The following is a 23,740-nucleotide window of genomic DNA, read 5'->3' as shown; positions in this document are numbered from 1 at the left end:
CCACCCACCCGCCCCATTCCCCTCACGGGAGGGGACGGGCCGGAGGGGCCGGTGTTTGGGACGTAAAGCGACAGCAGTCCCAAACACCGGCCCCGCAGGCCCGTCACCGCACCCACAACAAACCCAGCCCGCCGCAGGCGCAACGGCGACCAAGACCCGCGGCGGGAGAGACGGGTACGTACGGGGCGCCGCAAAGCGCAACGGCGAGTAAGCCCCGCGGCGGGAAAGCCAGGTACGTGGGGCTAACGCACTGGCGGACGCCAGTGTGCGCGGCGGCCCGCGAGGCCGACGACCTTGTCGAGGAGGGGCGCGCCCTCCGGGACCGGGACCACCTTTCCGAACAGTGGCCCGGTCGTCGCGTCGCTCTCCGCCCAGGAGGTCAGGAGCGCGTACGAGACCTGGAGGGCGTCGGGGTCGGGCACGTATTCCTGGCCGGTGGCGCGGGCCAGGTCCCAGCCGTGGAGCACCAGCTCGTTGAGCGCGACCTGGCCCGCGACCGCGCCCGGGAGCGTGACGCCGCCCGCCTGTGTCTCGCCCTGCCACGCGTCCGGGGCCCGCCAGGCCGCCGCCATCCCCGCCAGGTTCCGGTCCAGCTCCGCACGCCAGCCGGGGTCCACGTCCGGCCGCATCGCGTCGGGGGACAGCCGGGTGGCCGGTCCGAGGTCCTTGCGGGCCACGTCCTGGAAGGCGGCGGCCAGGCCGACGAGATGGCCCAGCAGATGGCGCACCGCGTACCTCTCGCACGGCGTGGGGTGGTCGAGCTGCTGCTCGGCCGTCCCCGCGGCCAGCCGCGAGACCTCCCGGGCCTGCGCCGCGAAGTCGATCATCTCGGTCATCGTGCGGTTCCTTCCGTCCTGCGGACCCCTTGTCGGCTGTCTGCCGGCCGGCTGCGGTATCCGCCGTACCGCCGGCCACCTCCACAGTGCAGACCCCACCCCGGAAGAACCCCTCGCCACACCGGGCCTCCGGCGAGGTCGCTCCGCTCCGACCGGCCCCGGACCTCCGGCGAGGTCGCCCCGCACCCACTCGGGCCCGGACCCCGGACCCACCGGGGGGCCCGCCCCCCAGCGCTGGGCCGAGCGGCTCAGCGCCGCTCGTACCGCTGCCGCAGCGTCGTCTTCAGCACCTTGCCGAGGGGGCCGCCGCGCGGTAGTTCGGCGGTGATTTCCAGCTGTTCCGGCAGCTTCTGCGTCATCACGCCGGCCGCCCGCAGATGTGCGGTGAGCGCGTCGAGGGTGAGGGGTGGGGCGGCCGGGTCGGTGGGTGTGATCACCGCGCAGACCCGCTCGCCGCGTTCCCGGTCCGGCAGCCCTATGACGGCCGCCTCGGCGACCGCCGGATGGGTCTGCACCAGTTCCTCGACCTCCTGGGCCGAGATGTTCTCGCCCTTGCGGATGATGATGTCCTTGAGCCGCCCGGTGAGTACGAGGTGCCCGTCGGGGCGCAGTCGGCCCAGGTCGCCGGTGCGGAAGTACCCGTCGGCGTCGAACGCCTCCGCGGTCAGTGCCGGGTCGGTGTACCGCCGGAAGAGCATCGGCCCCTTGAGGGTCACCTCCCCGGTCTCCCCGGGCGCCGCCTCGCTCCCGTCGGGCCGGACGATGCGGATCCGGGCCCCCATCACCGGCCGGCCCACCGTCCGCGCCAGCTGGTCGTCGCTGTCGTACGGCGTGCCCATGGCGATCATCGGGCACTCGGTCATCCCGTAGCCGTGCACCACCGCGCACCCCAGCTCCCGCCCGGCCGCCGCGTACAGCTCCGGTGACATCGGGGCGCCGCCGCCCGACAGCACCCGGAGCGTCGGGATCAGCCGCCCGGCGTCCGGCCGGGACTGCCGGTACCGCTGGGACTCGTCGAGGAACGCCTGGTAGAACGCGGTGCTGCCGCCGGCCATGGTCACCCCGTACCGCCGGTAGACCTCGGCCGCCCGGCCCGGCTCGAAGGTGTCCAGCACGACCGCGGGAAAGCCGCTGACCAGCATGGCGATGACGTAGTCCGGTCCGGCGATGTGCGCGTACGGGAAGGCGATCGAGCCGATGTCCTCCGCGGACATCCCGAGCGCGGTCGCCAGCCCGACGCCGCCCGCGATCAGGCTCGCGTCGGAGTGCTCCACGCCCTTGGGCGACGAGGTGGTCCCGGAGGTGTAGTAGATCCACCGCGTCCCGTCGTGCTCGGACGCGACGTCCGGGAGCCCCGAGGGATCCCCTACGGGCAGCCGGGCCTCCACCGGTACCACCCGCACGCCGTCCGGGGCCGCTTTACGGGCCATCGCCGCGTAGTCGAACCCGCGCCACTCGCCCGGTACGAGCACGTACTCCGCCGCCGACTCCGCCAGGATGAAGCCGACCTCGCGCTCCCGGTGCAGCGGAATGACCGGCGTCTGCACGGCCCCGAGCCGGGCCAGCGCGAGCGAGACGATCACCGTTCGGATCCGCGTCGGCAACTGCCACGCCACCCGCGTCCCGGCCCCGATCCCCAGCCCCCGCAACCCGGCGGCCACCCGCAACGCCTCGTCCCGCACCCCGGCGAAGCTGACGCTCCGCCCCTCCGCGTCTAAGAACATCGGCGCCCCCCGCGACGCCTCGGCCCGGTACTCCACCAGCTCCCAGAGCGACCGCACACGACCAACTTCGAACACGACGCGCCTCCTGGCTGCCGGGGTCGGGTGGGGCGCACTGTAGCAGCGGACCTGATGGAGCGTCAGGTATGGGCGGCAGATACCTTGCGGGCGCCGGATGGTGTGCACATGCGACGGCAGCGGGACCATGCGCCGTGGCATGGGCCCGCTGCCGAGGTGCTCCGGCCGTGCCGTCGCAGGGCCTGTGCCGGTCAGGGCGTGTGCTTGTCGGCCTGGGTGACGGCGGTGCCGGACGTGACCTGGCTCCCGGTGATCGGGGCGTGGTGGTCGAACGTCGAGACCTGGCCGGTCACGGGGCGGGTGCTGTCCGCCATCGCCGGTGCGGTGGCCGCACCCGCGGCGGCGACCGCGAGAGCGGTGAGAAGGGCGGCCTTGTAAGCGCGGGTCATGCTGGTTCCTCCGTTAGCGATGGGGTGGCAGTGCATCGAGCGTAAGGACGGTTCCGCGGACTTCAGCGCACACGTTCGAGCGCATGGCCGGAAACCGGTGCAGGTCGGCCGGATTGCCGAAGTCTGTGCAGATATGCGCGTGCGCGGAAATGCCGCAGGGACCGTTGCCGATGGCTCCCCTCCGTGCCATCGGAACGGCCCCTGCGATCCCCCGAATGCCCTCCGGTGTGCGCTACTTGGGCTCGCCCAAGACGTCACCGAGCGGCGTGCCGATGGGCTGGTGGTGGTCCAGCGGCTTGATGATGTCGTCGCCGGGCGTCACCGGCTGGTCGTTCTTGCCGACGATGCGACGGCCCTTGGGGCCGACGATGGGCTGGTGGTGGTCGAGCGGCTTGATGATGTCCCGCTCGTCGGGCTGGGTGTTCTCGGTGGCCAAGCTGATCAACTCCAGTGTTTGGGCGCTTGTTTCCGGCCACCCGGCCGGCGACTCCCCCGTGGGTCGCCGGACAGGTGTGTCGGGGCCGAACACCATAACGGTGGGGCCAACTGACCGAACCGCTTGCCCCCCGAGGCGGCGGGTCGGTGAGTAAAAGAGTGGCCTGAGGCGATGAACGATCGATAAACGTCCGCGTCCAGCGCCGTCGCCGCGCGGTGCCGGCCGCGGTTGCCGCAGGTCAGGCGGCTGCCACCGGGCGCAGCAGACGGCGCACCGCGGCTCCTTCCGGGGAATCCAGCCGTTCGTAGACGCTCAGCGCCTCCTGCCAGCACACCCGGGCCCGGCCGGACTGCCCCACACCGTCCAGGGCACGCCCGAGCAGGGTCAGGACGTTGGCGTGCCACCACTCGCCGCCGATGGCCCGAAGGGCGGTCAACGCCTGTTCGGCGTGGTTGGCGGCCTGTGCGGGGTGACCGGCGGTCAGGTCGGTCTCGGCCAGGCGGAAGTACGTCATGCCCTCCCAGAAACGCTGCCGGCTCGCCTGGAAGATCGCCAGGGCCTTGTTGAGCTGCTCGGTGGCGTCCTCCAGCCGCTGCGCGCGGGTGAAGGCCAGGCCCAGTGCGTACATACCGTTGGCCAGCCGCCGGGTGGCGCCCAGTTCCCGGTAGATCGCGATGCCTTCCTGCGCCAGCCGGATCGCGGTGTCCACCCGGTCGGTGGCCAGGTGGACCCGTGAGAGGTTGCACAGGGCGCTGGCCTCCGACGGCTTGTTGCGATCCTCACGGAACGCACTGAGCGCCTGCGTGAGGTACGCCTCGGCGTCGGCGTGGCGGCTCTGCGAGTTCGCGATGATGCCGCGGTCGTTGGGTGCGTACGAGGAGGCGAAGGCGTCCTCGGTGGCGAGGCCCAGCAGCATGGCCGACTGGGCGTGCTCGTCGGCCTTGTCGAACCGGCCGGCGAGGGTGTGCACGTTGGTGAGGGCGACGTGGATGCGGGCCTGGGCGCGCTGGTCGTCCATCGCCCGGGCGGCCTCCAGCAGGGCCATGTTCACGTGCTCGTACTGCCGGGAGTCCGCGCCGGACTCGGCGAGGTCCTGGGCCAGCAGCAACAGGTCCACCGCCCGCCGCAGGGTCTTCGGCCCGGCGGACTGCTGGGCGCACGCCAGCAGGCACCGGGCCTCGGCGAAGAGCCACTCCAGGGCTCCTATGCGGTCGGTGAAGGTGAGGCCCGCGTACTGCGGGCGCGCCATGTGGTCGGCCAGCCGGTCGCCCGGGCGCTCCAGGGTGTAGACCTCCTTGGCCGTCGCCAGGTAGAAGTCCAGCAGCCGGGAGAGCGCCGCGTCCCGTTCGGTGGGCGGGTGTTCGTCCCGTTCCGCGCACGCCCGGGCGTACAGCCGGACCAGGTCGTGGAAGCGGTAGCGGCCCGGTGCCGCGGACTCCAGGAGGCTGGCGTCGACGAGGGATTCGATCAGGTCCTCCGCGGACTCGACGTCCATGTCGAGCAGGGCGGCCGCGGCGGCGAGCGAGATGTCCGGGCCGTCGGCGAGGCCCAGCAGCCGGAACGCCCGTGCCTGGTGCGGCTCCAGCTGCCCGTAGCCCAGCTCGAAGGTGGCGGTGACCGCGAGGTCACCGGCGCGGAGCTCGTCCAGCCGGCGGCGCTCGTCGGCGAGCTTGCGGGCGAGGGTGGAGACCGTCCACGTACGGCGGGCGGCGAGCCGGGAGGCGGCGATGCGGATCGCCAGGGGCAGGAAGCCGCAGGCGCCGACCACCGCCATCGCCGACTGACGTTCGGCGCCGACCCTTTCCTCCCCGACGATGCGGGTGAAGAGCTTCAGTGCCTCCTCGGGGCTCATCACGTCGACGTCGATGAGGTACGCGCCCGCCAGGTCGATCAGCCGGGCCCGGCTGGTGATCAGCGCCGCGCACCCTTCCGAGCCGGGCAGCAGCGGCCGTACCTGCGCCGCGTCCCGGGCGTTGTCCAGCAGGGCCAGCACCCGGCGCCCGGCGAGGGTGGAGCGGTAGAGGGCCGAGCGCTCCTCCAGACCGTCCGGAATGGAGGAGTCCGGTGTGCCGAGGGCGCGGAGGAAGGAGCCCAGCACGGCTTCGGGCTCGGACGGGGTGTGGCCGGCGCCCTGCAGGTCGACGTAGAGCTGGCCGTCGGGGAAGTGCTCACGGGCGGCGTGCGAGACGTGTACGGCGAGGGTGGTCTTGCCGACGCCGCCGATGCCGGTGAGCGCGGAGACGGCCATGACACTGCCCTCGGCGGTGGCCAGTTGCTTGCCGAGCTCGTCGACGAAGGCGCTACGGCCGGTGAAGTCGGCCACCGTGGCCGGAAGTTGTTGTGGCCGGACCACGACGGGGTCGGCGGCGTCGGGGCCGTCGATGACGACGGGCGGCGCGTCGAGGTCGGTGTCCGCCCGCAGGATCCGCTGCTGCAGCTCCGACAGCGAGGCGCAGGGTTCGACGCCCAGTTCGTCGTCGAGGAGCCGTCGGGTGTCCGTGTACACGGCCAGCGCCTCCGCCTGGCGGCCGCTGCGGTACAGGGCCAGCATCAGCAGTTCGCGCAGGCGCTCGCGCAGGGGGTGGGCGGCGGTCAGGGCGGTGAGTTCGGAGACCGCGTCGGCGTGGTGGCCGAGTTCCAGGTCCAGTTCGAGGCGGGCCTCGATGAGGGACAGCCGCCACTCGTGGAGGCGGGTGCGCTGGGTCTCGGCGTACGGGCCGGCCAGGCCGGCCAGCGGCTCGCCGTCCCACAACGCCAGCGCCTTGTCGAGGAGTTCCCGGGCCCGGGGCCGGTCGCCGGCCGCCCTGGACTTCTCCGCCTCGGAGGCGTACTGCTCCGCGTGGTCGTGGTCGAGGTCCAGCGGGTGGCCGTCCACCGGCCGGATCGCATAGCCGCCGGACTCGCTGACCAGCGCCTCGGCGTCCGCACCCAGTGCCTTGCGGAGCCGGGAGGCGTACGTCCGCAGCGCGGCGAGCGCGGCGTGCGGAGGTTCGTCGCCCCACAGGGCGTCGACCAGCTCGGGCGCGGTGGCGGTCCGCCCGCCGCGCAGCAGTAGTGCGGCCAGCAGCGCTCGCTGCTGCGGGGAGCCCGCCGCCAGCGGCGTTGCGCCGCGCCAGGCCCGTACGGGACCGAGCACGGTGAAGCGGAGCCGCTCCCGCCCCGGACCGTCGTCCATGGTGTCCCCCTGCCCTGTGGCGTCCATCCGCGCTGTATGCGCCATCTCGCTGTATGCACCTTCTCGCTGTGCGCAACGGCCAGTCTGCCTTGTCGCGGCCTCTTACGTCAGTAGGGGTCCGGACCGTGCACAAAGCCTCCCCGGCTGACGGGGCCGGGGGCGCCGGGGGCGCACGGCAGGGGCGCGGAGGGTGACCTTCCATACGCCCCTGGGGGCAGTTGGCCCGGCGCGCAAGGCGTCCGGGCCGCATCGTGAGGCCGTTCGCAGTAGCTGACGGTACGTCAGATCCGCGCTACCGTGGCCTGCATGGAGACCTTCCCCAGGATCATCTCGGTGGACGACCACACGGTGGAGCCCCCCACCGTCTGGCGGGACCGGCTCCCGTCGAAGTACCAGGACACCGGCCCCCGCATCGTCCGGGCACCGCTCGCGGAAATGACCTTCGTGGGCGGAAAGTTCGCCCCGAAGATGGGTGCCCCGGGCGACGACGGGCCGATAGCCGACTGGTGGGTCTACGAAGACCTGCACCGGCCGCTGACCCGCCTCGACACCGCCGTCGGCTACGCCCGTGACGAGATCAGGCTCGAAGGCATCACGTACGAGCAGATGCGCCCCGGCTCCTACAGCGTCCCCGAGCGGCTCGCCGACATGGACGTCAACCACGTGCAGTCCGCCTTGTGTTTCCCCACCTTCCCCCGTTTCTGTGGCCAGACCTTCACCGAGGCCAAGGACCGCGAGCTCGGACTGCTGGGGGTGCGCGCGTACAACGACTGGATGGTGGAGGAATGGTGCGGCCCCGAGGCGCAGGGCCGGCTGATCCCGCTCACCCTCGTCCCCCTCTGGGACGCGGAACTGGCCGCCGCGGAAGTACGGCGCAACGCGGCCCGCGGCGTACGGGCGGTCTGCTTCAGCGAGATCCCGCCCCACCTGGGACTGCCCAGCATCCACACCGACTACTGGGACCCGTTCCTGCGGGCCTGCGACGAGACCGGCACCGTCATCGCCATGCACATCGGCTCCTCGTCGAAGATGCCGTCCACCTCGGCCGACGCGCCGCCCGCCGTCGGCTCGACGATCACCTTCGCCAACTGCTGCTTCTCGATGACCGACTGGCTGATGAGCGGCAAGTTCGACCGCTTCCCCCGGCTGAAGATCATGTACGCCGAGGGACAGATCGGCTGGATCCCGTACATCCTGGAGCGCGCCGACGTCGTCTGGGAGGAGAACCGCGCCTGGGGCGGCGTCGCCGACAAGGTCCTCCGCCCGCCCTCCGAACTCTTCGCCGAGCACGTGTACGGCTGCTTCTTCGACGACGCCTTCGGCCTGCGCAACCTGGACGCGATCGGCGTCGGCAACGTCCTGTACGAGACGGACTACCCGCACTCCGACTCGACCTGGCCCAAATCGCGGGAGGTCGGCGAGACGCAGATGGGCCATCTGCCGCCGGACGTCGTGGAACGCATCGTCCGCGGCAATGCGATCGATCTGCTCGGCCTGACGGCGGAGGGCCTCTGGGCGGGCTGAACCGAAGACCGCCCGCCCGCCCCTACGGCCGGCCGGTATCTGGCTCAGTACGTGGGTCGGTACGTCGGCGGGTACCTGAGTCAGTAGGTCTTCCAGGGCCAGTGCGGGTCGTCCCAGCGGTCCTCGTCCGTGAGGCCGAGCAGCCGCACGTGGTGCAGCAACTCCTCCCGGGCGCCCTGGGACCGCAGCCGGGCCGGCGCGTGCCGGACCAGCCAGCCGGCGAGTTCGGCACACAGCTCGTCCTCGCCCTCCCAGGCGTACCAGGGCAGCTCGTCCCGCAGCAGGTCGTACTCCCACTGGTCCACCGCCGCGACCAGCTGCCGGTCGGCCACGGCGCCGCTCTGCTCCGCCCACGCCGCGAGCCACGGGGTGAGCGTGCCGGACGCCTCGGCACAGCAGGCGAGGGCCTCGTGGGCGGGGACGGCGGCGCGGGGATCGTTGAGTGTGTGCACCCACCAGGCGCGCAGGAACTCCCGCACCGCCGCGGCCTGCGCGTCCGGCCACGCCTGCCACCGCCCGCGGGCGAACGCCCGGCCGAGCTCCTCCATGCCGGAAAGCGACTCGATCCGCCCGGCAACGATCTCCCCGGCGAGCTGCGGCAGGATCCGCCGCAGCACCTGGTCGGGGAACGACCAGTCGACCGCCTGCCACGTGCGCCGCAGCAGATCGGGCTCCAGCACCACGTCCGGCACCTTCAGCTGCGCCAGCTCCTCGGCGCTGCCCCAGTGGCAGTCACAGTTGGACTCGTCGGGATGCGCCGTCATCCCGCGGAAGGCGACGGCCACGCCCTCCAGCGCAACGTCGAGCCGGAGCGGGGTGCGGGGACCGCCTGCGCTGACTATCACCGTGAACCGGCTTTCCTGACTCCGCGCACCGGCTCCCACCGGGCGAAGAGAGCGACCTTACCGGACGGGGGGCGGTTCGGCGACGCAGTGGCCTTGTCTGCTGACGCGCCAGGCACGACGATGTGCGCGCGAGTCCTAGCTGACGGTGCGTCAGCTAGGGGGTACGGCCGGGCGGAGGCGGCAATGGACGACGGAGGCGTGTGGCGGCCTGGGGGTGACGGGCGGCTGGCGTATGGGATGCAGTTGCCGGTGCAGGCGCAGAGCAGGGTTTTCGCGGAGGGGTGGGAGGCCGGGGCGGGGCCGCGGGACCTGGTGGAGATCGCGCGGGCCGCGGACCGGGGCGGGTTCGCGTACGTCGCCTGCTGTGAGCATCTGGCGATTCCGCGGCGGCTGGCGGAGGCGATGGGGACCGTCTGGTACGACCCGGTGGCCACGCTCGCGCATCTCGCCGCGGTGACGGAACGGGTGCGGCTGCTGAGTCATGTGGCGGTGGTCGCCTTCCGGCATCCGCTGCTCACGGCGAAGCAGTACGCGACGCTCGACCGGTTGTCGGGCGGGCGGCTGATCCTGGGCGTGGGCGCCGGGCACGTGGCGGAGGAGTTCGAGGCGCTGGGGGTGGATTTCGCGCGGCGGGGCGCGGTGCTCGACGAGACGATCGATGCGCTGAAGGTGGCGCTCGGGCCGGAGGAGTACCCCGTGTTCGCGGGGGAGCGGTTCGCGTTCGAGGAGCTGGGGCAGGCGCCGCGGCCCGTACAGGCGCCCCGGCCGCCGATCTGGGTGGGCGGCTCCTCGCCCGCCGCGGTACGCCGGGCCGCGGTGCGCGGGGACGGCTGGCTGCCGCAGGGGGACCGGCGCGAGCGGCTGCCCCGGCAGATCGCGCGGCTGCGGGCGGCGCGGGAGGCGGCGGGGGTCACGGAACCGGTGGTGATCGGGGCGATCGCCGAGCCGGTGTACGTGGGCGAGCCGGGCTGGGACGTCGGGCGGCACACCGTCCGCGGCAAGCCGGAGGCCGTCGCCGAGTCGTTGCGGGCGTACGGGGAGATGGGCGTGCGGCAGATCCAGGTGCGGTTCCGCAGTCGTAGTCGTGAGGAACTCACCGATCAGATGGCGGCGTTCGCGGCGGAGGTCGCCCCGCGGCTCTGTGTGTGACATCCGGCTTCCGCGCCGATCCGGCTCCGCGCCTCAAGCGGGAAGGGCCCGGGTGGCCCGCATCTTCAGCAGCGGCATGGGTCCGCACCATCATCCAGTAGGGAGTACCGGCATGGGCAAGCTCGACGGGCGGGTCGTTCTCATCACCGGGGCGGCGCGTGGGCAGGGTGAGCAGGAGGCGCGGCTCTTCGCGGCGGAGGGGGCGGGGGTCGTGCTGGCCGATGTCCTCGACGAGCAGGGCGAGGCCGTCGCGAAGGAGATCGGCGACGCCGCGCGCTATGTCCATCTGGACGTGAGCCAGGAGGAGCAGTGGGTGGCGGCGGTGGCGGCCGCCAAGCAGGCGTACGGGAAGGTCGACGGGCTGGTCAACAACGCCGGGATCTTGCGGTTCAACGAGCTGACCGCCACCCCGCTGGCCGAGTTCCAGCAGATCGTGCAGGTCAACCAGGTCGGGGCGTTCCTCGGGATCAAGACGGCCGCGCCGGAGATAGCGGCGGCCGGCGGCGGCACGATCGTGAACACGGCGTCCTACACGGGCGTGACGGGGATGGCGTACGTCGGGGCGTACACCGCGACCAAGCACGCGATCGTGGGGCTGACCCGGGTCGCGGCCCTGGAGCTCGCGGCGAAGAAGATCCGGGTGAACGCCGTCTGTCCGGGCGCGATCGACACCGCCATGAGCAATCCGGCTCAGCTCGACCCGGCGGCGGACGCCGACGAGGCCTCGGCGGCGCTGGACGAGCTGTACCGCAAGCTGGTGCCGCTGGGGCGGGTGGGGCGGCCGGAGGAGGTCGCGCGGCTGGCGCTCTTCCTGACGTCCGAGGAGGACTCGGCGTACATCACGGGCCAGCCGTTCGTGGTGGACGGGGGGTGGCTGGCCGGGGTGAACATCTTCTGACGTCATGTCAGATCTGCCCTCCGGTGCTCTTGACGGTGCCGGGTGGCGGTGCCACAGTCGGCGCAATCGAGTAGCTGACGGAGTGTCAGATGATGTCGGGCTACGGATACCAGGGACGGTGATCCACTGTGGAATTCGGCCTCTTCGTACAGGGATACGTGGGCAAGCGGGCCAGGACCGACCCGCTCGCGGAGCACAAGGCGCTGATGGAGGAGACCGAGTACGTCATCCAGGCGGACGCCTCCGGGTTCAAGTACGCCTGGGCGTCGGAGCACCACTTCCTGGAGGAGTACTCCCACCTCTCCGCCAATGACGTCTTCCTCGGCTACCTCGCCCACGCGACCGGGCGGATCCACCTCGGGTCCGGGATCTTCAACCCGTTGGCGCAGGTCAACCACCCGGTGAAGGTCGCCGAGAAGGTCGCGATGCTGGACCACCTCTCCGAGGGGCGCTTCGAGTTCGGCAGCGGGCGGGGCGCCGGGTCGCACGAGATCCTCGGCTTCCTGCCGGGCATCACGGACATGAACCACACCAAGGAGATCTGGGAAGAGACCATCGCCGAGTTCCCCAAGATGTGGCTCCAGGAGGAGTACCCCGGGTTCCAGGGCAAGCACTGGCAGCTGCCGCCCCGCAAGATCTTCCCCAAGCCGTACGGGACCTCGCACCCGGCGATGTGGTACGCCGCCGGGTCGCCGTCCTCGTACGCGATGGCGGCCCGGAAGGGGCTGGGCGTGCTCGGCTTCAGCGTCCAGAAGGTCGCCGACATGGAATGGGTGCTGGAGCAGTACAAGACGGCCGTCCGGGACGCCGAACCGGTCGGCGACTTCGTCAACGACAACGTGATGGTGACGTCGACGGCGATCTGCGCCGAGACGCACGACAAGGCGGTGGAGATCGCCGTCAACGGCGGGCTCAACTATCTGCAGTCGCTGGTGTTCCGGTACCACGACACCTTCCCGCGGCCGGAGGGCATCCCCGAATGGCCCGAGCTGCTGCCGGACTACACCGCCGAGATCATCGAGCTGCTGATCGCCGAGGAGCTGCTGATCTGCGGCGATCCGGACGAGGTGCTCCGGCAGTGCAAGCGCTGGGAGCAGGCCGGCGCGGACCAGCTGAGCTTCGGCCTGCCGATCGGCATCCCGTACGAGGACACCATGAACACGATCAAGCTGATCGGGGAGCACGTCATCCCGAAGATCGATACGGACCCGGTGCACCGGACGACCCGGTTCCGCCAGGCGGCCGGCAACTGAGCCGCCGACGCGCCCGGCCCGTGCCGGCGACCGGCCCGTGCCGGCGACCGTGCCGCTACGGGACCGGCACCGCGCCCGGCAAGCGAGCCGGCAGCGAGCCGGCCACTGAGGGGAGGCAATTGCCGCCATGCTCGACCACCTGATCAAGGGCGCGACCGTCGTGGACGGTACGGGCGCGCCCGCGTACCGCGCCGACGTCGGCATCCGGGGCGGCCGGATCGCCGTCGTCGCCCCGCCGGGCGGCGTGCGCGAGGAGTCGGCCTCCGCGGAGGACGCGACCGGGCTGATCCTCGCCCCCGGCTTCGTCGATCCGCACACCCACTACGACGCCCAGCTGTTCTGGGACCCGTACGCGACGCCCTCGCTCAACCACGGTGTGACGACCGTGGCGGGCGGCAACTGCGGGTTCACCCTCGCGCCCCTGAACCCCGACCGCCCCGAGGACGCCGACTACACCCGGCGGATGATGTCCAAGGTGGAGGGCATGTCCCTGGTGGCGCTGGAGGAAGGCGCACCGTGGACGTGGCACTCGTTCGGGGAGTACCTCGACGCCCTGGAGGGGCGGATCGCCGTCAACGCCGGCTTCATGGTGGGGCATTGCGCGCTGCGCCGGTACGTGATGGGCCCGGACGCGGTGGGCGGGCAGCCGACCGGCCGGCAACTGGCCGAGATGCTCGCCCTCTTCCACGAGGCCATGGACGCGGGCGCCTGGGGATTCTCCACCACCCAGTCGTCCACCCACTCCGACGGTGACGGCCGCCCGGTCGCCTCCCGGCACGCCGGGCCGGACGAACTGCTCGCACTGTCCCGCGCGGTCGCCGAGCACGAAGGCACCCAGATCGAGGCGATCGTGGCCGGCTGCCTCGACCGGTTCAGCGATGCCGAGATCGACCTGTTCGTGGAGATGAGCGCGGCGGCCGGACGCCCGCTGAACTGGAACGTGCTGACCATCGACGCGGCCGTGCCGGACCGGGTGCCCCGGCAGCTGACGGCGAGCGAGCGGGCCCGTAAGGCCGGCGGCCGGATCGTGGCGCTGACCATGCCGATCCTCACGCCCATGAACATGTCGCTGGGCACCTTCTGCGCGCTGAACCTGATCCCCGGCTGGGGCGAGGTCCTCGGGCTGCCGGTCGACGAGCGGATCGCCCGGCTCCGGGACCCCGCCGTCCGCGCGGAGATGCTGCGGCGCGCCGGCAGCGAGGAGGCCGGCGTCTTCCGCCGGCTCACCGACTTCGGCCGGTACGTCATCGGCGACACCTACTCCACGGCGAACGAGGGCCTGACCGGCCGGGTCGTACGGGACATCGCCGCCGAGCGCGGCCAGGAGCCGTTCGCCTGCCTGGTGGAGATCTGCGCCAACGACCGGCTGCGGACGGTCCTGTGGCCGATGCCCACCGACAACGACCCGGATTCCTGGGCGCTGCGCGCCGAGACCTGGCAGCACGAGGACGTCCTGCTGGGCGGCTCGGACGCCGGGGCGCACCTGGACCGGATGTGCGGGGCGCCGTACACCACCCGGTTCCTCGGCGACTGTCTGCGCGGCCGGAAGCTGGTGGGCCTGGAGCAGGCGGTGAAGATGCTGACCGACGACCCGGCGCGGCTCTTCGGACTGCGCGAGCGCGGCCAGATCCAGGAGGGCTGGCACGCGGACCTGGTCCTCTTCGACCCGGAGCGGATCGACGCGGGGAAGGCCACGCTGGTGCACGACCTGCCGGGGGACAGCCCGCGGCTGGACTCGAAGGCGATCGGGGTCACGGCGGTGTGGGTCAACGGCGTCGAGGCGATCCGCGCGGACCGGGTGACGGGCGCGACGCCCGGCACGGTGCTGCGGTCGGGGCGGGACACCAGGACGGTGAGCACGCGGTGAGGGAACCGGGCCGTGGGCGCGGGGACGTGGGCGGTGAGGTTCCGGTGAGGGGGGCCGTGAGTGTGCCGAAGAGGCCGGTGAGGTTCCGGTGAGGGCGGCTGACCAGCGGCTCTTCATCGGCGGCGAGTGGGTCGCGCCCGACGGCGGCCACTACGAGGTGATCGACCCGGCGACCGAGGAGACCGTGGGGCTCGCGCCCGAGGCGAGCCGTGACCAGGTCCATGCGGCGGCCGCGGCGGCCCGGGAAGCCTTCGCGTCGTGGTCCCGGACCGGTCCGGAGGAGCGCGCGGCCGTCCTCTCCCGGGCCGCGGACCTCATGCACCGCGACGCCGGCCGGTACGCGGAGCTGGCCCAGGCGGAGAGCGGCGCCACGACGGCGACGGCGCGCGGGATGCAGGTCGCGGTGGCGGTGGCCCGGTTCCGGCGGTACGCCAAGGGTGCGCTGGAGCCGGTCGAGACGCCGCTGCCGCCGCAGATCAACGAGGCGGGCCCGATGGGCCGGGGCGGCGTGCTGGGCGCGCTGGCGGTCCGGCAGCCGGTCGGCGTGGTCACCTGCATCACCTCGTACAACAACCCGTGGGCCAACCCGGCCGGCAAGGTCGCCCCGGCCCTCGCCATGGGCAACACCGTTCTGGTGAAGCCCGCCCCGCAGGATCCGCTGTCGGTGTACCGGATGGCGGAGGCGCTGGCGGAGGCCGGGATTCCGCCGGGCGTGGTGAACGTCGTCAGCGGGACCGCGGTCGCCGTGGGTGAGGCCGCCGTCGACTCGCCCGACGTCGACATGGTCAGCTTCACCGGCTCCACGGCCGTCGGGCAGCGCATCGCCGAGGTCTGCGGGCGCGGGATGAAGCGGCAGCTGATGGAGCTGGGCGGCAAGGGCGCCGCGATCGTCTTCGGTGACGCCGATCTGGACTCCGCCGTCGCCGGGATCGGGACGACGTACGCCTTCTACAGCGGGCAGATCTGCACGGCGCCGACGCGGGCTCTCGTGCACTGCTCCGTGTACGACGCGTTCGTCGCCAAGCTCACCGCGTACCTCGGGTTCCTGAAGGTCGGTGATCCGCGGGCGCGGGGGACCGTGGTCGGACCCGTCATCTCCGGCGCGCACCGCGACCGTGTCGAGTCGTACGTGGAGCTGGGGCGCAAGGAGGGCGCCACGGTCGTCGCGGGCGGGGAGCGGCCCGCGCACCTCGACAAGGGGTTCTACGTCGCGCCGACACTGCTCGCCGACTGCACCAACGACATGCGCGTGGTCCGGGAGGAGATCTTCGGGCCGGTGGTCGCGGTCGTCCCCTTCGACGGGGACGAGGACGAGGCCGTCGCGCTCGCCAACGACAGCGACTACGGCCTGATCGACTACGTCTGGTCGGCCGATGTGGCCCGCGCCTTCCGCGTGGCCCGTCGGCTGCGGGCGGGGGGCGTGGGGATCAACACCGTCGGCCGCAACATGGAGGCGCCGTTCGGCGGCTTCAAGCGGAGCGGCGTGGGCCGCGACGTCGGCTCGTACGCGCTCCATGCGTACAGCGAGCTGCAGGCGATCGTCTGGCCGGGGTGAGGGGTGGGCGTTCCGGTGGCCGGGGGGACGTTCGAAAGCCGGACGGGAAAATTTGGAACCACAACAAAACGGACGGCGCTGCGGGGGGGGGAGGCTCAGGAGGTGACCCCTCGGCCGCGCCCCTCAGTCCCTGCGGTCCAGGAACACCGGGTTGGTCAGGGCCGCCATGGGGCCCGGGAGACCGGGTGTGGTGGCGGGGTGCCGGACCTCGGCACGTAGGTAGGCGGCGTGATCGGGCGTGGTCCGCCAGGTGACGGTGTCCGCACCGGACGCCGGCAGGGCGGCCGCGTGGAGGCGGCCCTGGTCGGTGACGAAGGAGACCGTGCAGCCCGGGGCACCGGAGACCTTGAGCCGCGCGGTGACCCCGGACGCTCCGGGCAGTGCCAATCGCTCACCGATACCGGCGTGTTCGCCGCGCTCGCCGGTGACCGAGAACGACAGGTCGATCTTCGAGGACTCGGCGATCCACACCCGGCCCGCCCGTATGCCGTCCTGCAGGGCGCGGCGGGAGAGGTCGTCGGCGAGCACCACCGTCTGCGGCAGGCCGACGACGTCCGGGTCGCGGTGGGCGTCGCTGTGCCCGACGGCCGGCAGCCAGTCCCCGCGGCCGCGGGCGTGCGCGACCAGGGTGTTGTCCCACTCGGCGAGGGTGACCTCGTCATCGGGACCGTACGGGCCGTTCCAGACCTCCACCGCATCGGCCTCGCCGAACCCGAACTTCCAGTTGCAGCCGATGCAGGTGGCGTGCGGATGCGCCGGGATGACCAGGCCGCCGGCCCGCCGGATGGCGCGCGCGTACTTGCCGAAGGCGTTGTCCCGGGCGCGGTAGCGCCAGTCGATGAAGACCCCCGGGTCGGTGCCCATCGCGACCACATGGCCGTTGCGGGTGGTGACCTCCTCGCCGGTCAGGATCAGCAGGTCGTCACCCCACAACCCCTCCCAGGCGCGGTGCGCGGAGGTGGTGTTGTGCTCGGTGGTGGTGAGGAAGTCCAGCCCGGCGGCGCGGGCCAGCGCCGCGATCTCGGCGGGCGTGCGCCTGCCGTCGGAGTGGACCGAGTGGAGATGGTTGTCGCCGCGGTACCAGGCGCGGCCGCGGCCCCGGGCGCGCTCCGGTGGGTGGACGGGCCGGGGCGTCTGCCCCTGGAGGCCGTACCGCAGGGTGATCGTGACGTCGTAGGAGAGCCCCTGCGGTGCGACGGTGTACGGGCCGAGGGCGATGTGCCAGAGGCCTTCGTTGACGGGGCCGGGCAGATAGCCGGGGGTGGCGTCGTCGGCGCGGAGGAAGAACTCCGAGCGCGCCCCGCCGGACCAGCCGCGGAAGCCGGCGCCGCCGAGGTCGGTGCCCCGCTCGTCGAAGATGCCGATGTCGCAGGCGTTGCCGACCGTGCCCTCGGGGACGGGGGGTCTGTCGTAGTTGTAGGAGACGGCGATCTCCCGTACCCCGCACGGCACTTCGACCGGGAGGTAGACGAAGTCCGGTGTGCCCATGGGCAGATGGCCGGTCACCCGCCGGGTCTGCTCGCCCGTCCCGCCGTTCGTCCCGTCACCCGGCCCGCTGCCCTGCCCGCCTCCCGTTCCGCCGCCCGGTGCTCCGGCCGCCGGCGTCGCGTCGGCGAAGCTCACCCGGCCGAGCGTGAGCGCACCCGTGGCGCCCGCGAGTGCCGAAAGCCGCAGAATCTCGCGTCGTTCCATCCCGCTCCACCCCCTTCCGTGTTGCGTCCCGTCACCTTCTCGGCCGTGAACGGCCGAGCTTGTGCACTCGGTCGTTCACACCTCGTCGCGCTCCCGACTGCCCCCTACGACAGGACGGTCACGGGTCGCATCTCCCGTGCTTTCCGGCTACACCGGTTGCGGGACGGGCATGGTGACGAATACCCACGCCGAGCGTGCACGCTCGCGCACGTTGACCCCGGCGACGACATCGGCCGGACCAGCGAGCCCGCACCGACGACAGCGGAAATGATCCCGGTCGGGCCGGTTGGCCCGTTCGGTGTGACCGCAGCGCGGGCAGCGCTGCGAGGTATGGCGCGCGTCCACCTCCATAAACGGCACCCCGGCCCGTCTGGCCTTGTAGGCGAGGTGCTGTCCGAGCTGGTGGAAGGGCCAGGAGGAGAGGGTGCCCCGCTGGTCGCGGCGAAGCCGTACCCGGTCACGGATCCCGCCGAGTGTTTCGACGGCGATACCGCGAACGGTGCGTTGCGCGACGGACACGATCTCCTTGCTGATCCGATGGTTCACATCTGACGCATGGCGGCGTTCCTTCTGTGCGCGGCGGGCGAGGCGGCGGGTGGCCGAGCGGGTCTGCCGGGCCTGGAGTTCGGCGCGTTTGCGGGCCTGCCAACGCCGGTAGCGGGAAAGGCGGCGGCCCTGGTGGTTGGTGCCGTCACTGGTGGTGGCCAGGTTCACGATGCCCCGGTCGACTCCGATCCAGTCGGCCGGCTCGTACACCTTGGGATCCGGAATGTCGCAGGTGGCGATCAGGAACCATTTTCCGCCGCGCCGGACGAGATCGCTCTCGCCCTTGCGGTGGGCCACGAGGGTTTTCAGCTGGTCGGGGGAGCAGGCGAAGCGGATGCCCTTCATCCGCCCGTCGATGGTCCAGATGGAGACGGTTCGCGCGTCGTACTGCCAGGAAAGGCAGCGGTCGTCGAACGGCTGGGCCGCCTCCGGGCGGAAGGCGATCGGGGTGCCGACCGCATTGCGGTACCGCTTGGCGGTGGGCGGGCCCAGGTTCCCGGCCTGCAGGTTGGCCTTCAGGACGGCGTAGCCGTCGACGACCTTCTTCACCACCCGCACCACCGGTTGCGCGGACAGCCCAAAGGTGGCCTTCAGGTCCGTGTACACCTCCCTCTGTAGACCGTTGCGGTCTTTCAGATCCTTGGCGAAGGCAACCTGCGAGGCGTGGGCGGCGGCCCGGTTGCAGGCGCGCAGGGTCGCCTCCAGTGCCGACGCCTGCCCGGGCGACGGCAGCAGCTTCACCTGCACGACCAGCTTCATGACATCGGACCGTAGTACGACTTCCGCACACACAACCGCCGTTCACCCCATACTCAGCACAGCAGGTGACCCGCAGGACGGTTGTTCGCATTCCCCGGCTCCGCCGGGCAGCCATGCCGGCGCTCCGCGCCCGGCAGAGAATCGATGCGGCGACGCTCCGCGTCGCAGCCGCAGGAGGCGATTCCTCCCCGGCGTGAACGCCGGGGCATCCTCGCCAGAACCAGGTGAAAACTGTTGTACGCGGCCGTGACGCGCAGCGAAAGGCCTGTGGATAACCGTCGGACGGTGCGGCAACATGCCGTCATCCACCCGCCTGACGGAGGTCCCACCATGCGGATCGCGACCACGATCTTCCTGACCGACGAGACGATCCGGCCGGTCCGGCTGGCCCGTGAGCTCGAACAGCGCGGCTTCGCCGGTCTCTACCTCCCCGAACACACCCACATCCCGGCCGGCCGCGACACCCCCGCCCCCATGGGCGAGCCACTGCCCCGCGAATACGGCCGCACCCTGAACCCGTTCGTCGCCCTCGCCCAGGCCGCCGCGGTCACCGAACGCCTCGCCCTCGGCACCGGCGTCACCCTCGTCGCCCAGCACGACCCGGTGGACCTGGCCAAGCAGATCGCGACCCTGGACTTCCTCTCCGGCAGCCGCTTCACCCTCGGCATCGGCTACGGCTGGAACGTCGAGGAAGCCGCCGACCACGGGGTGGAGTGGTCCACCCGGCGCGCGCTGACCCGCGACCGGATGGCCCTGATGCGCGCCCTGTGGGCCGACGAACCCACCGCGTACGAGGGCCCGTTCGGGTCCGTACGGGCCTCCCTGGCCCACCCCAAGCCGGCCCACGGCGCACCGCGCACCCTCTTCGGCGGTGCGGCCGGTCCCAAGCTCTTCGGGGAGATCGCGGACTCGGCGGACGGCTGGCTGCCGATCGGCGGGCGGGGGCTGACGAAGACCCTGCCCGTCCTGCGGCGGGCCTGGTCGGAGGCCGGCCGCGCCGGCGAGCCCGTGGTGGTCCCGTACGCGGTCCGGCCGACCCCGGGGAAGCTGGCCCACTACCGCGACCTGGGCCTCGACGAGGTGGTGCTGCAACTGCCACCGGCAGAGGAGAGCGAGGTCCTGCGCACGCTGGACGACTTCGCGCAGTACTTGTGAACGAGGCCGGAACGGGCGGGTGGATGCGGGACTGCGCACCGCACCCGCGGCGATACACGAGGTGACCGGTGGCGGATGCCCGTCGCTCACGGGGCGGGCATCCGTACGGCGCCGCCCCGCCCTAGGTCCATCGGCCCACGGGCCGCCCGCGCGGCTGGGACCGCAGACCGATCCGCGGCCGGCCCCGCGGACGTAGCGTCGAAGGTGAACGGGATCCCGGAACGAGACCCACGAATCCGGACTCACGAATCCGGAGGCACAAAGCGGGGGCCACGGACCGGGACCCACGAAGAGCCTCGGCAGATCAAGGAGATCTCATGCCCAGCCTCGACCACACCATCGTGCACAGCACCGACCGCTTCGCCTCGGCCCGGTTCCTCGCCGGCCTTCTCGACGCGCCGGAACCCAAGGCGTTCGGCCCCTTCGCCGCCCTCAAGCTCGACAACGGAGTGACGCTCGACTACGCCGAGCACGCGGCCGGGGGCAGGGAGTTCGTGCCCACGCACTACGCGTTCCTGGTGACGGAGGACGAGTTCGACAAGATCCTGGGGCGGATAACGGACCGCGGCCTGCCGTACTGGGCCGACCCGCAGCACAGCCATGCACAGGAGATCAACACCCGGGACGGCGGCCGCGGCGTGTACGTCGACGACCCCGACGGCCACTCCATGGAGTTCCTGACCCGTACGTACTCCGACGAGCTGCTGTCCCACCTGTAGGAGTCCGGTCCGGCGGGGCCGCCCCGGGCCAGTGATCAGCGGCACACCGGGGCGTCGTTCGCCCGCCGCGGCGCTGTCGGTCGGCGCTCGTATGCTCGGAGGATGACTTCCAGCGCGCAGGGACCTGACCAGGTATCCGACGAGGTATCCGACCAGGCGTCCGGGCAGGCGGCCGACCGCGGCGCGGGCGCCCGGCCCGCCCCGGACAGCCGCCCGACGGCGAACGCGATGCGCCGTGCGCTCAAGCGGGCCCGCGACGGCGTGGCGCTGGACGTCGAGGAGGCCGCGGTGCTGCTGCAGGCCCGCGGCGCCGACCTGACGGACCTGTGCGCCTCCGCGGCCCGGGTGCGCGACGCCGGCCTGGAGGCCGCCGGCCGCCCCGGCGTCATCACGTACTCCAAGGGCGTCTTCATCCCCCTGACGCGGCTGTGCCGGGACAAGTGCCACTACTGCACCTTCGTCACCGTCCCCGGCAAGCTGCGCCGGGCGGGCCACGGGATGTTCATGTCGCCCGACGAGGTGCTGGACATCGCCCGCCGCGGCGCCGAACTCGGCTGCAAGGAGGCCCTGTTCACCCTCGGGGACAAGCCCGAGGACCGCTGGCCCGAGGCCCGCGAGTGGCTGGAGGCGCACGGCTACGACGACACGCTCTCGTACGTCCGCGCCATGGCCATCCGCGTCCTGGAGGAGACCGGGCTGCTGCCGCACCTCAACCCCGGTGTGCTGTCCTGGACGGACTTCCAGCGGCTCAAGCCCGTCGCCCCGTCCCTCGGGATGATGCTGGAGACCACCGCCGAGCGCCTGTGGAGCGAGCCCGGCGGCCCGCACCACGGCTCACCGGACAAGGAACCGGCCGTCCGGCTGCGCGTCCTGGAGGACGCCGGCCGCTCCAACGTCCCCTTCACCAGCGGCCTGCTGATCGGCATCGGCGAGACCTACGAGGAGCGCGCCGAGTCCCTGTTCGCGCTGCGCCGCATCCAGCGCGCCTACCACGGCATCCAGGAACTGATCATGCAGAACTTCCGCGCCAAGCCGGACACGGCGATGCGCGGCATGCCGGACGCCGAACTGGAGGAGCTGGCCGCGACGATCGCGGTGGCCCGGCACATCATGGGCCCCTCGACCCGCATCCAGGCACCGCCCAACCTGGTCGACGGCGAATACGCGCTGCTGATCGGCGCCGGCATCGACGACTGGGGCGGGGTCTCCCCGCTGACCCTGGACCACGTCAACCCCGAGCGGCCCTGGCCGCAGATCGAGGAGCTGACCGAGCACTGCGCCGCCGCCGGCTTCCGCCTGCGTGAACGCCTCCCCATCTACCCGGAGTTCATCCGGCGCGGCGAACCCTGGCTCGACCCCCGCCTGCTGCCGCACGTCACCGCCCTCGCCGACCCCGAAACCGGCCTGGCCGTCGAGGACGCACCCGTCGTCGGCCGGCCCTGGCAGGAGCCCGACGAGGGCTTCACGATGGCCTCCTCGGGCCGTACGGACCTGCACCACACCATCGACACCGAGGGCCGCAGCGCCGACCGCCGGGACGACTTCGACGAGGTCTACGGCGACTGGGAGGCGCTGCGCGAGGCCGCCGCGCCCGGTATGGCGCCCGAGCGGATCGACGCCGACGTACGGCAGGCGCTCTCACGGGCCGCCGACGACCCCACCCGGCTCACCGACCCCGAGGCGCTGGCCCTGCTGCACGCCGACGGACCGGCCCTCGACGCGCTCTGCGGAATCGCCGACGACCTGCGCCGCGCCACGGTCGGCGACGACGTCACCTACATCGTCACCAGGAACATCAACTTCACCAACGTCTGCTACACCGGCTGCCGTTTCTGCGCCTTCGCCCAGCGCCGCACGGACGCCGACGCCTACACCCTCTCCCTCTCCCAGGTCGCCGACCGCGCCCAGCAGGCCTGGGACATGGGCGCCGTCGAGGTGTGCATGCAGGGCGGCATCCACCCCGACCTGCCCGGCACGGCGTACTTCGACATCGCCCGCGCCGTCAAGGAACGCGTCCCCGGCATGCACGTCCACGCCTTCTCGCCCATGGAGGTGGTCAACGGCGCGACCCGCACCGGACTGTCGATCCGGGAATGGCTGAGCGAGGCCAAGGCGGCCGGTCTCGACACGCTCCCCGGCACCGCCGCCGAGATCCTCGACGACGAGGTCCGCTGGATCCTCACCAAGGGCAAACTGCCCACCGCCACCTGGGTCGAGGTCATCAAGACCGCCCATGAGCTGGGCATCCGCTCGTCCTCGACGATGATGTACGGCCATGTCGACCAGCCGCGCCACTGGCTCGGCCACCTCCGGCTGCTGGCCGGGATCCAGCAGGAGACCGGCGGCTTCACGGAGTTCGTCACGCTCCCGTTCATCCACACCAACGCGCCCGTCTACCTCGCCGGGATCGCCCGCCCCGGCCCGACGACCCGCGACAACCGCGCCGTGACGGCCATGGCCCGGATCCTGCTCCACCCGCACATCACCAACATCCAGACCAGCTGGGTCAAACTGGGCACGGAAGGGGCCGCCGAAATGCTCCGCTCCGGCGCCAACGACCTCGGCGGCACCTTGATGGAGGAGACCATCTCCCGTATGGCGGGCTCCAGTTACGGGTCCTACCGCTCCCTCCAGGACCTGATCGCCATCGCCGACCTGGCCGGCCGCCCCGCCCGCCCCCGCACCACGACCTACGGCCCGGTCCCCGAGGAGCGCCGGGCGGCCGCCCTCGCTTCGGACGGCCACCTCCCGGAGCTGCTGCCGGTGGTGGACTGAGCCGCCGGCCGTAGTGGCCGTGCAGTGGTCACGGCTGCCCCGGGGGCACCGGCCGCAGCGGCCGTGCCCCGGTTCAGTCCCCGTCGTACTCCGACTCGTGCTGGAGGATGCACTGCTGCCACTGGGACAGCGCCTCCTCGCGGTCGCCCCCGCTGTCCTGGGCGGCGACGATCAGGGCGTCGGCGGCCATCGCGGCGAGCCGTACGGCGATGTGGCAGACGTCGCTCTGGGGGAGCGGCCGGAGGAGTTCCACCGCGCCGTCGCTGTCCCCGGAGAGGGCCGAGGCGACAACGGCCATGGTGGTGCGATCCCACTCGTACTCGGACATGGGGAAAGCATGCCCACCGTGCGCCGCGGCCATCATCGAA

18 protein-coding genes are annotated in these 23,740 nt (G+C 72.2%); 9 read left to right on the top strand and 9 right to left on the bottom strand.

Translation table 11 applies throughout. The features are described 5' to 3' along the window. Positions 1 to 242: 242 nt before the first annotated feature. The 5 genes from IG62_RS0121930 to IG62_RS0121910 all read right to left on the bottom strand — a co-directional run bounded on the left by IG62_RS0121930 (position 243) and on the right by IG62_RS0121910 (position 6,635). Positions 243 to 836 carry a TIGR03086 family metal-binding protein gene (locus IG62_RS0121930; RefSeq protein WP_030805752.1) on the bottom strand — a complete coding sequence of 198 codons (594 nt, stop codon included), beginning with the start codon at positions 834 to 836 and terminating at the stop codon, positions 243 to 245. A 248-nt stretch (positions 837 to 1,084) separates the two neighbouring features. Next, the gene (locus IG62_RS0121925; protein WP_030805749.1) at positions 1,085 to 2,635 is read right to left on the bottom strand and encodes a class I adenylate-forming enzyme family protein; all 1,551 of its coding nucleotides are present in this window, start codon (positions 2,633 to 2,635) and stop codon (positions 1,085 to 1,087) included. 191 nt (positions 2,636 to 2,826) lie between these two features. Then, entirely contained in the window at positions 2,827 to 3,024 is a 198-nt protein-coding gene (locus tag IG62_RS0121920; RefSeq protein WP_030805746.1) for a hypothetical protein, read from the bottom strand. 232 nt (positions 3,025 to 3,256) lie between these two features. Continuing rightward, on the bottom strand, positions 3,257 to 3,460 hold the full coding sequence (locus IG62_RS0121915) for a hypothetical protein (RefSeq protein WP_234326671.1): 204 nt from the start codon (positions 3,458 to 3,460) through the stop codon (positions 3,257 to 3,259). Positions 3,461 to 3,698: 238 nt separating this feature from the next. Beyond that, complete coding sequence (locus tag IG62_RS0121910) at positions 3,699 to 6,635, bottom strand: AfsR/SARP family transcriptional regulator (protein WP_030805740.1); 2,937 nt, start codon at positions 6,633 to 6,635, stop codon at positions 3,699 to 3,701. 306 nt (positions 6,636 to 6,941) lie between these two features. Here IG62_RS0121910 and IG62_RS0121905 point away from each other — a divergent pair, with 306 nt between their 5' ends. Beyond that, positions 6,942 to 8,159 carry an amidohydrolase family protein gene (locus IG62_RS0121905; protein ID WP_030805737.1) on the top strand — a complete coding sequence of 406 codons (1,218 nt, stop codon included), beginning with the start codon at positions 6,942 to 6,944 and terminating at the stop codon, positions 8,157 to 8,159. Positions 8,160 to 8,239: 80 nt separating this feature from the next. On the opposite strand, the gene IG62_RS0121900 is transcribed toward IG62_RS0121905, so the two are convergent. Further along, positions 8,240 to 9,004, bottom strand: a complete 765-nt coding sequence (locus tag IG62_RS0121900; RefSeq protein ID WP_234326669.1) for a hypothetical protein — start codon at positions 9,002 to 9,004, stop codon at positions 8,240 to 8,242. Between the two features lie 183 nt (positions 9,005 to 9,187). On the opposite strand from IG62_RS0121900, the gene IG62_RS0121895 reads away from it, so the two are divergent. The 5 genes from IG62_RS0121895 to IG62_RS0121875 all read left to right on the top strand — a co-directional run bounded on the left by IG62_RS0121895 (position 9,188) and on the right by IG62_RS0121875 (position 15,726). Beyond that, positions 9,188 to 10,153: a TIGR03619 family F420-dependent LLM class oxidoreductase gene (locus IG62_RS0121895; RefSeq protein ID WP_051798397.1), complete on the top strand. Its 966-nt coding sequence runs from the start codon at positions 9,188 to 9,190 to the stop codon at positions 10,151 to 10,153. Positions 10,154 to 10,265: 112 nt separating this feature from the next. Further along, a complete protein-coding gene (locus IG62_RS0121890; protein WP_030805730.1) occupies positions 10,266 to 11,051 on the top strand; it encodes an SDR family NAD(P)-dependent oxidoreductase in 786 nt (261 codons plus the stop codon). 128 nt (positions 11,052 to 11,179) lie between these two features. Next, entirely contained in the window at positions 11,180 to 12,304 is a 1,125-nt protein-coding gene (locus tag IG62_RS0121885) for an LLM class flavin-dependent oxidoreductase (protein ID WP_030805727.1), read from the top strand. A gap of 127 nt (positions 12,305 to 12,431) precedes the next feature. Then, positions 12,432 to 14,171: an N-acyl-D-amino-acid deacylase family protein gene (locus IG62_RS0121880; protein WP_030805724.1), complete on the top strand. Its 1,740-nt coding sequence runs from the start codon at positions 12,432 to 12,434 to the stop codon at positions 14,169 to 14,171. Positions 14,172 to 14,259: 88 nt separating this feature from the next. Further along, complete coding sequence (locus IG62_RS0121875; protein WP_030805721.1) at positions 14,260 to 15,726, top strand: aldehyde dehydrogenase family protein; 1,467 nt, start codon at positions 14,260 to 14,262, stop codon at positions 15,724 to 15,726. A gap of 123 nt (positions 15,727 to 15,849) precedes the next feature. Here the strand turns inward: IG62_RS0121875 and IG62_RS0121870 are convergent, their stop codons facing one another. Continuing rightward, a complete protein-coding gene (locus IG62_RS0121870; RefSeq protein ID WP_030805718.1) occupies positions 15,850 to 17,418 on the bottom strand; it encodes a CehA/McbA family metallohydrolase in 1,569 nt (522 codons plus the stop codon). Between the two features lie 147 nt (positions 17,419 to 17,565). Then, positions 17,566 to 18,723, bottom strand: coding sequence for an RNA-guided endonuclease InsQ/TnpB family protein (locus tag IG62_RS0121865; RefSeq protein ID WP_234326667.1), 1,158 nt, complete (start codon positions 18,721 to 18,723; stop codon positions 17,566 to 17,568). Positions 18,724 to 19,053: 330 nt separating this feature from the next. Between IG62_RS0121865 and IG62_RS0121860 the strand changes: the two genes are divergently transcribed. The 3 genes from IG62_RS0121860 (at position 19,054) to IG62_RS0121850 (ending at position 23,372) form a co-directional block, all read left to right on the top strand. Next, on the top strand, positions 19,054 to 19,878 hold the full coding sequence (locus tag IG62_RS0121860; RefSeq protein ID WP_030805713.1) for a TIGR03619 family F420-dependent LLM class oxidoreductase: 825 nt from the start codon (positions 19,054 to 19,056) through the stop codon (positions 19,876 to 19,878). Positions 19,879 to 20,195: 317 nt separating this feature from the next. Beyond that, positions 20,196 to 20,597, top strand: a complete 402-nt coding sequence (locus tag IG62_RS0121855) for a VOC family protein (protein ID WP_030805710.1) — start codon at positions 20,196 to 20,198, stop codon at positions 20,595 to 20,597. A 102-nt stretch (positions 20,598 to 20,699) separates the two neighbouring features. Beyond that, on the top strand, positions 20,700 to 23,372 hold the full coding sequence (locus IG62_RS0121850; RefSeq protein ID WP_078872143.1) for a bifunctional FO biosynthesis protein CofGH: 2,673 nt from the start codon (positions 20,700 to 20,702) through the stop codon (positions 23,370 to 23,372). Positions 23,373 to 23,445: 73 nt separating this feature from the next. On the opposite strand, the gene IG62_RS0121845 is transcribed toward IG62_RS0121850, so the two are convergent. Then, on the bottom strand, positions 23,446 to 23,700 hold the full coding sequence (locus IG62_RS0121845) for a hypothetical protein (RefSeq protein WP_030415575.1): 255 nt from the start codon (positions 23,698 to 23,700) through the stop codon (positions 23,446 to 23,448). Between the last annotated feature and the right edge of the window lie 40 nt (positions 23,701 to 23,740).

The sequence above is a fragment of the Streptomyces sp. NRRL S-337 genome, assembly GCF_000720175.1.
Classification (GTDB): domain Bacteria; phylum Actinomycetota; class Actinomycetes; order Streptomycetales; family Streptomycetaceae; genus Streptomyces; species Streptomyces siderophoricus.
The sequence above is the reverse complement of the archived record's forward strand: the minus strand, read 5'-3'. Positions and strand labels throughout refer to the sequence as shown.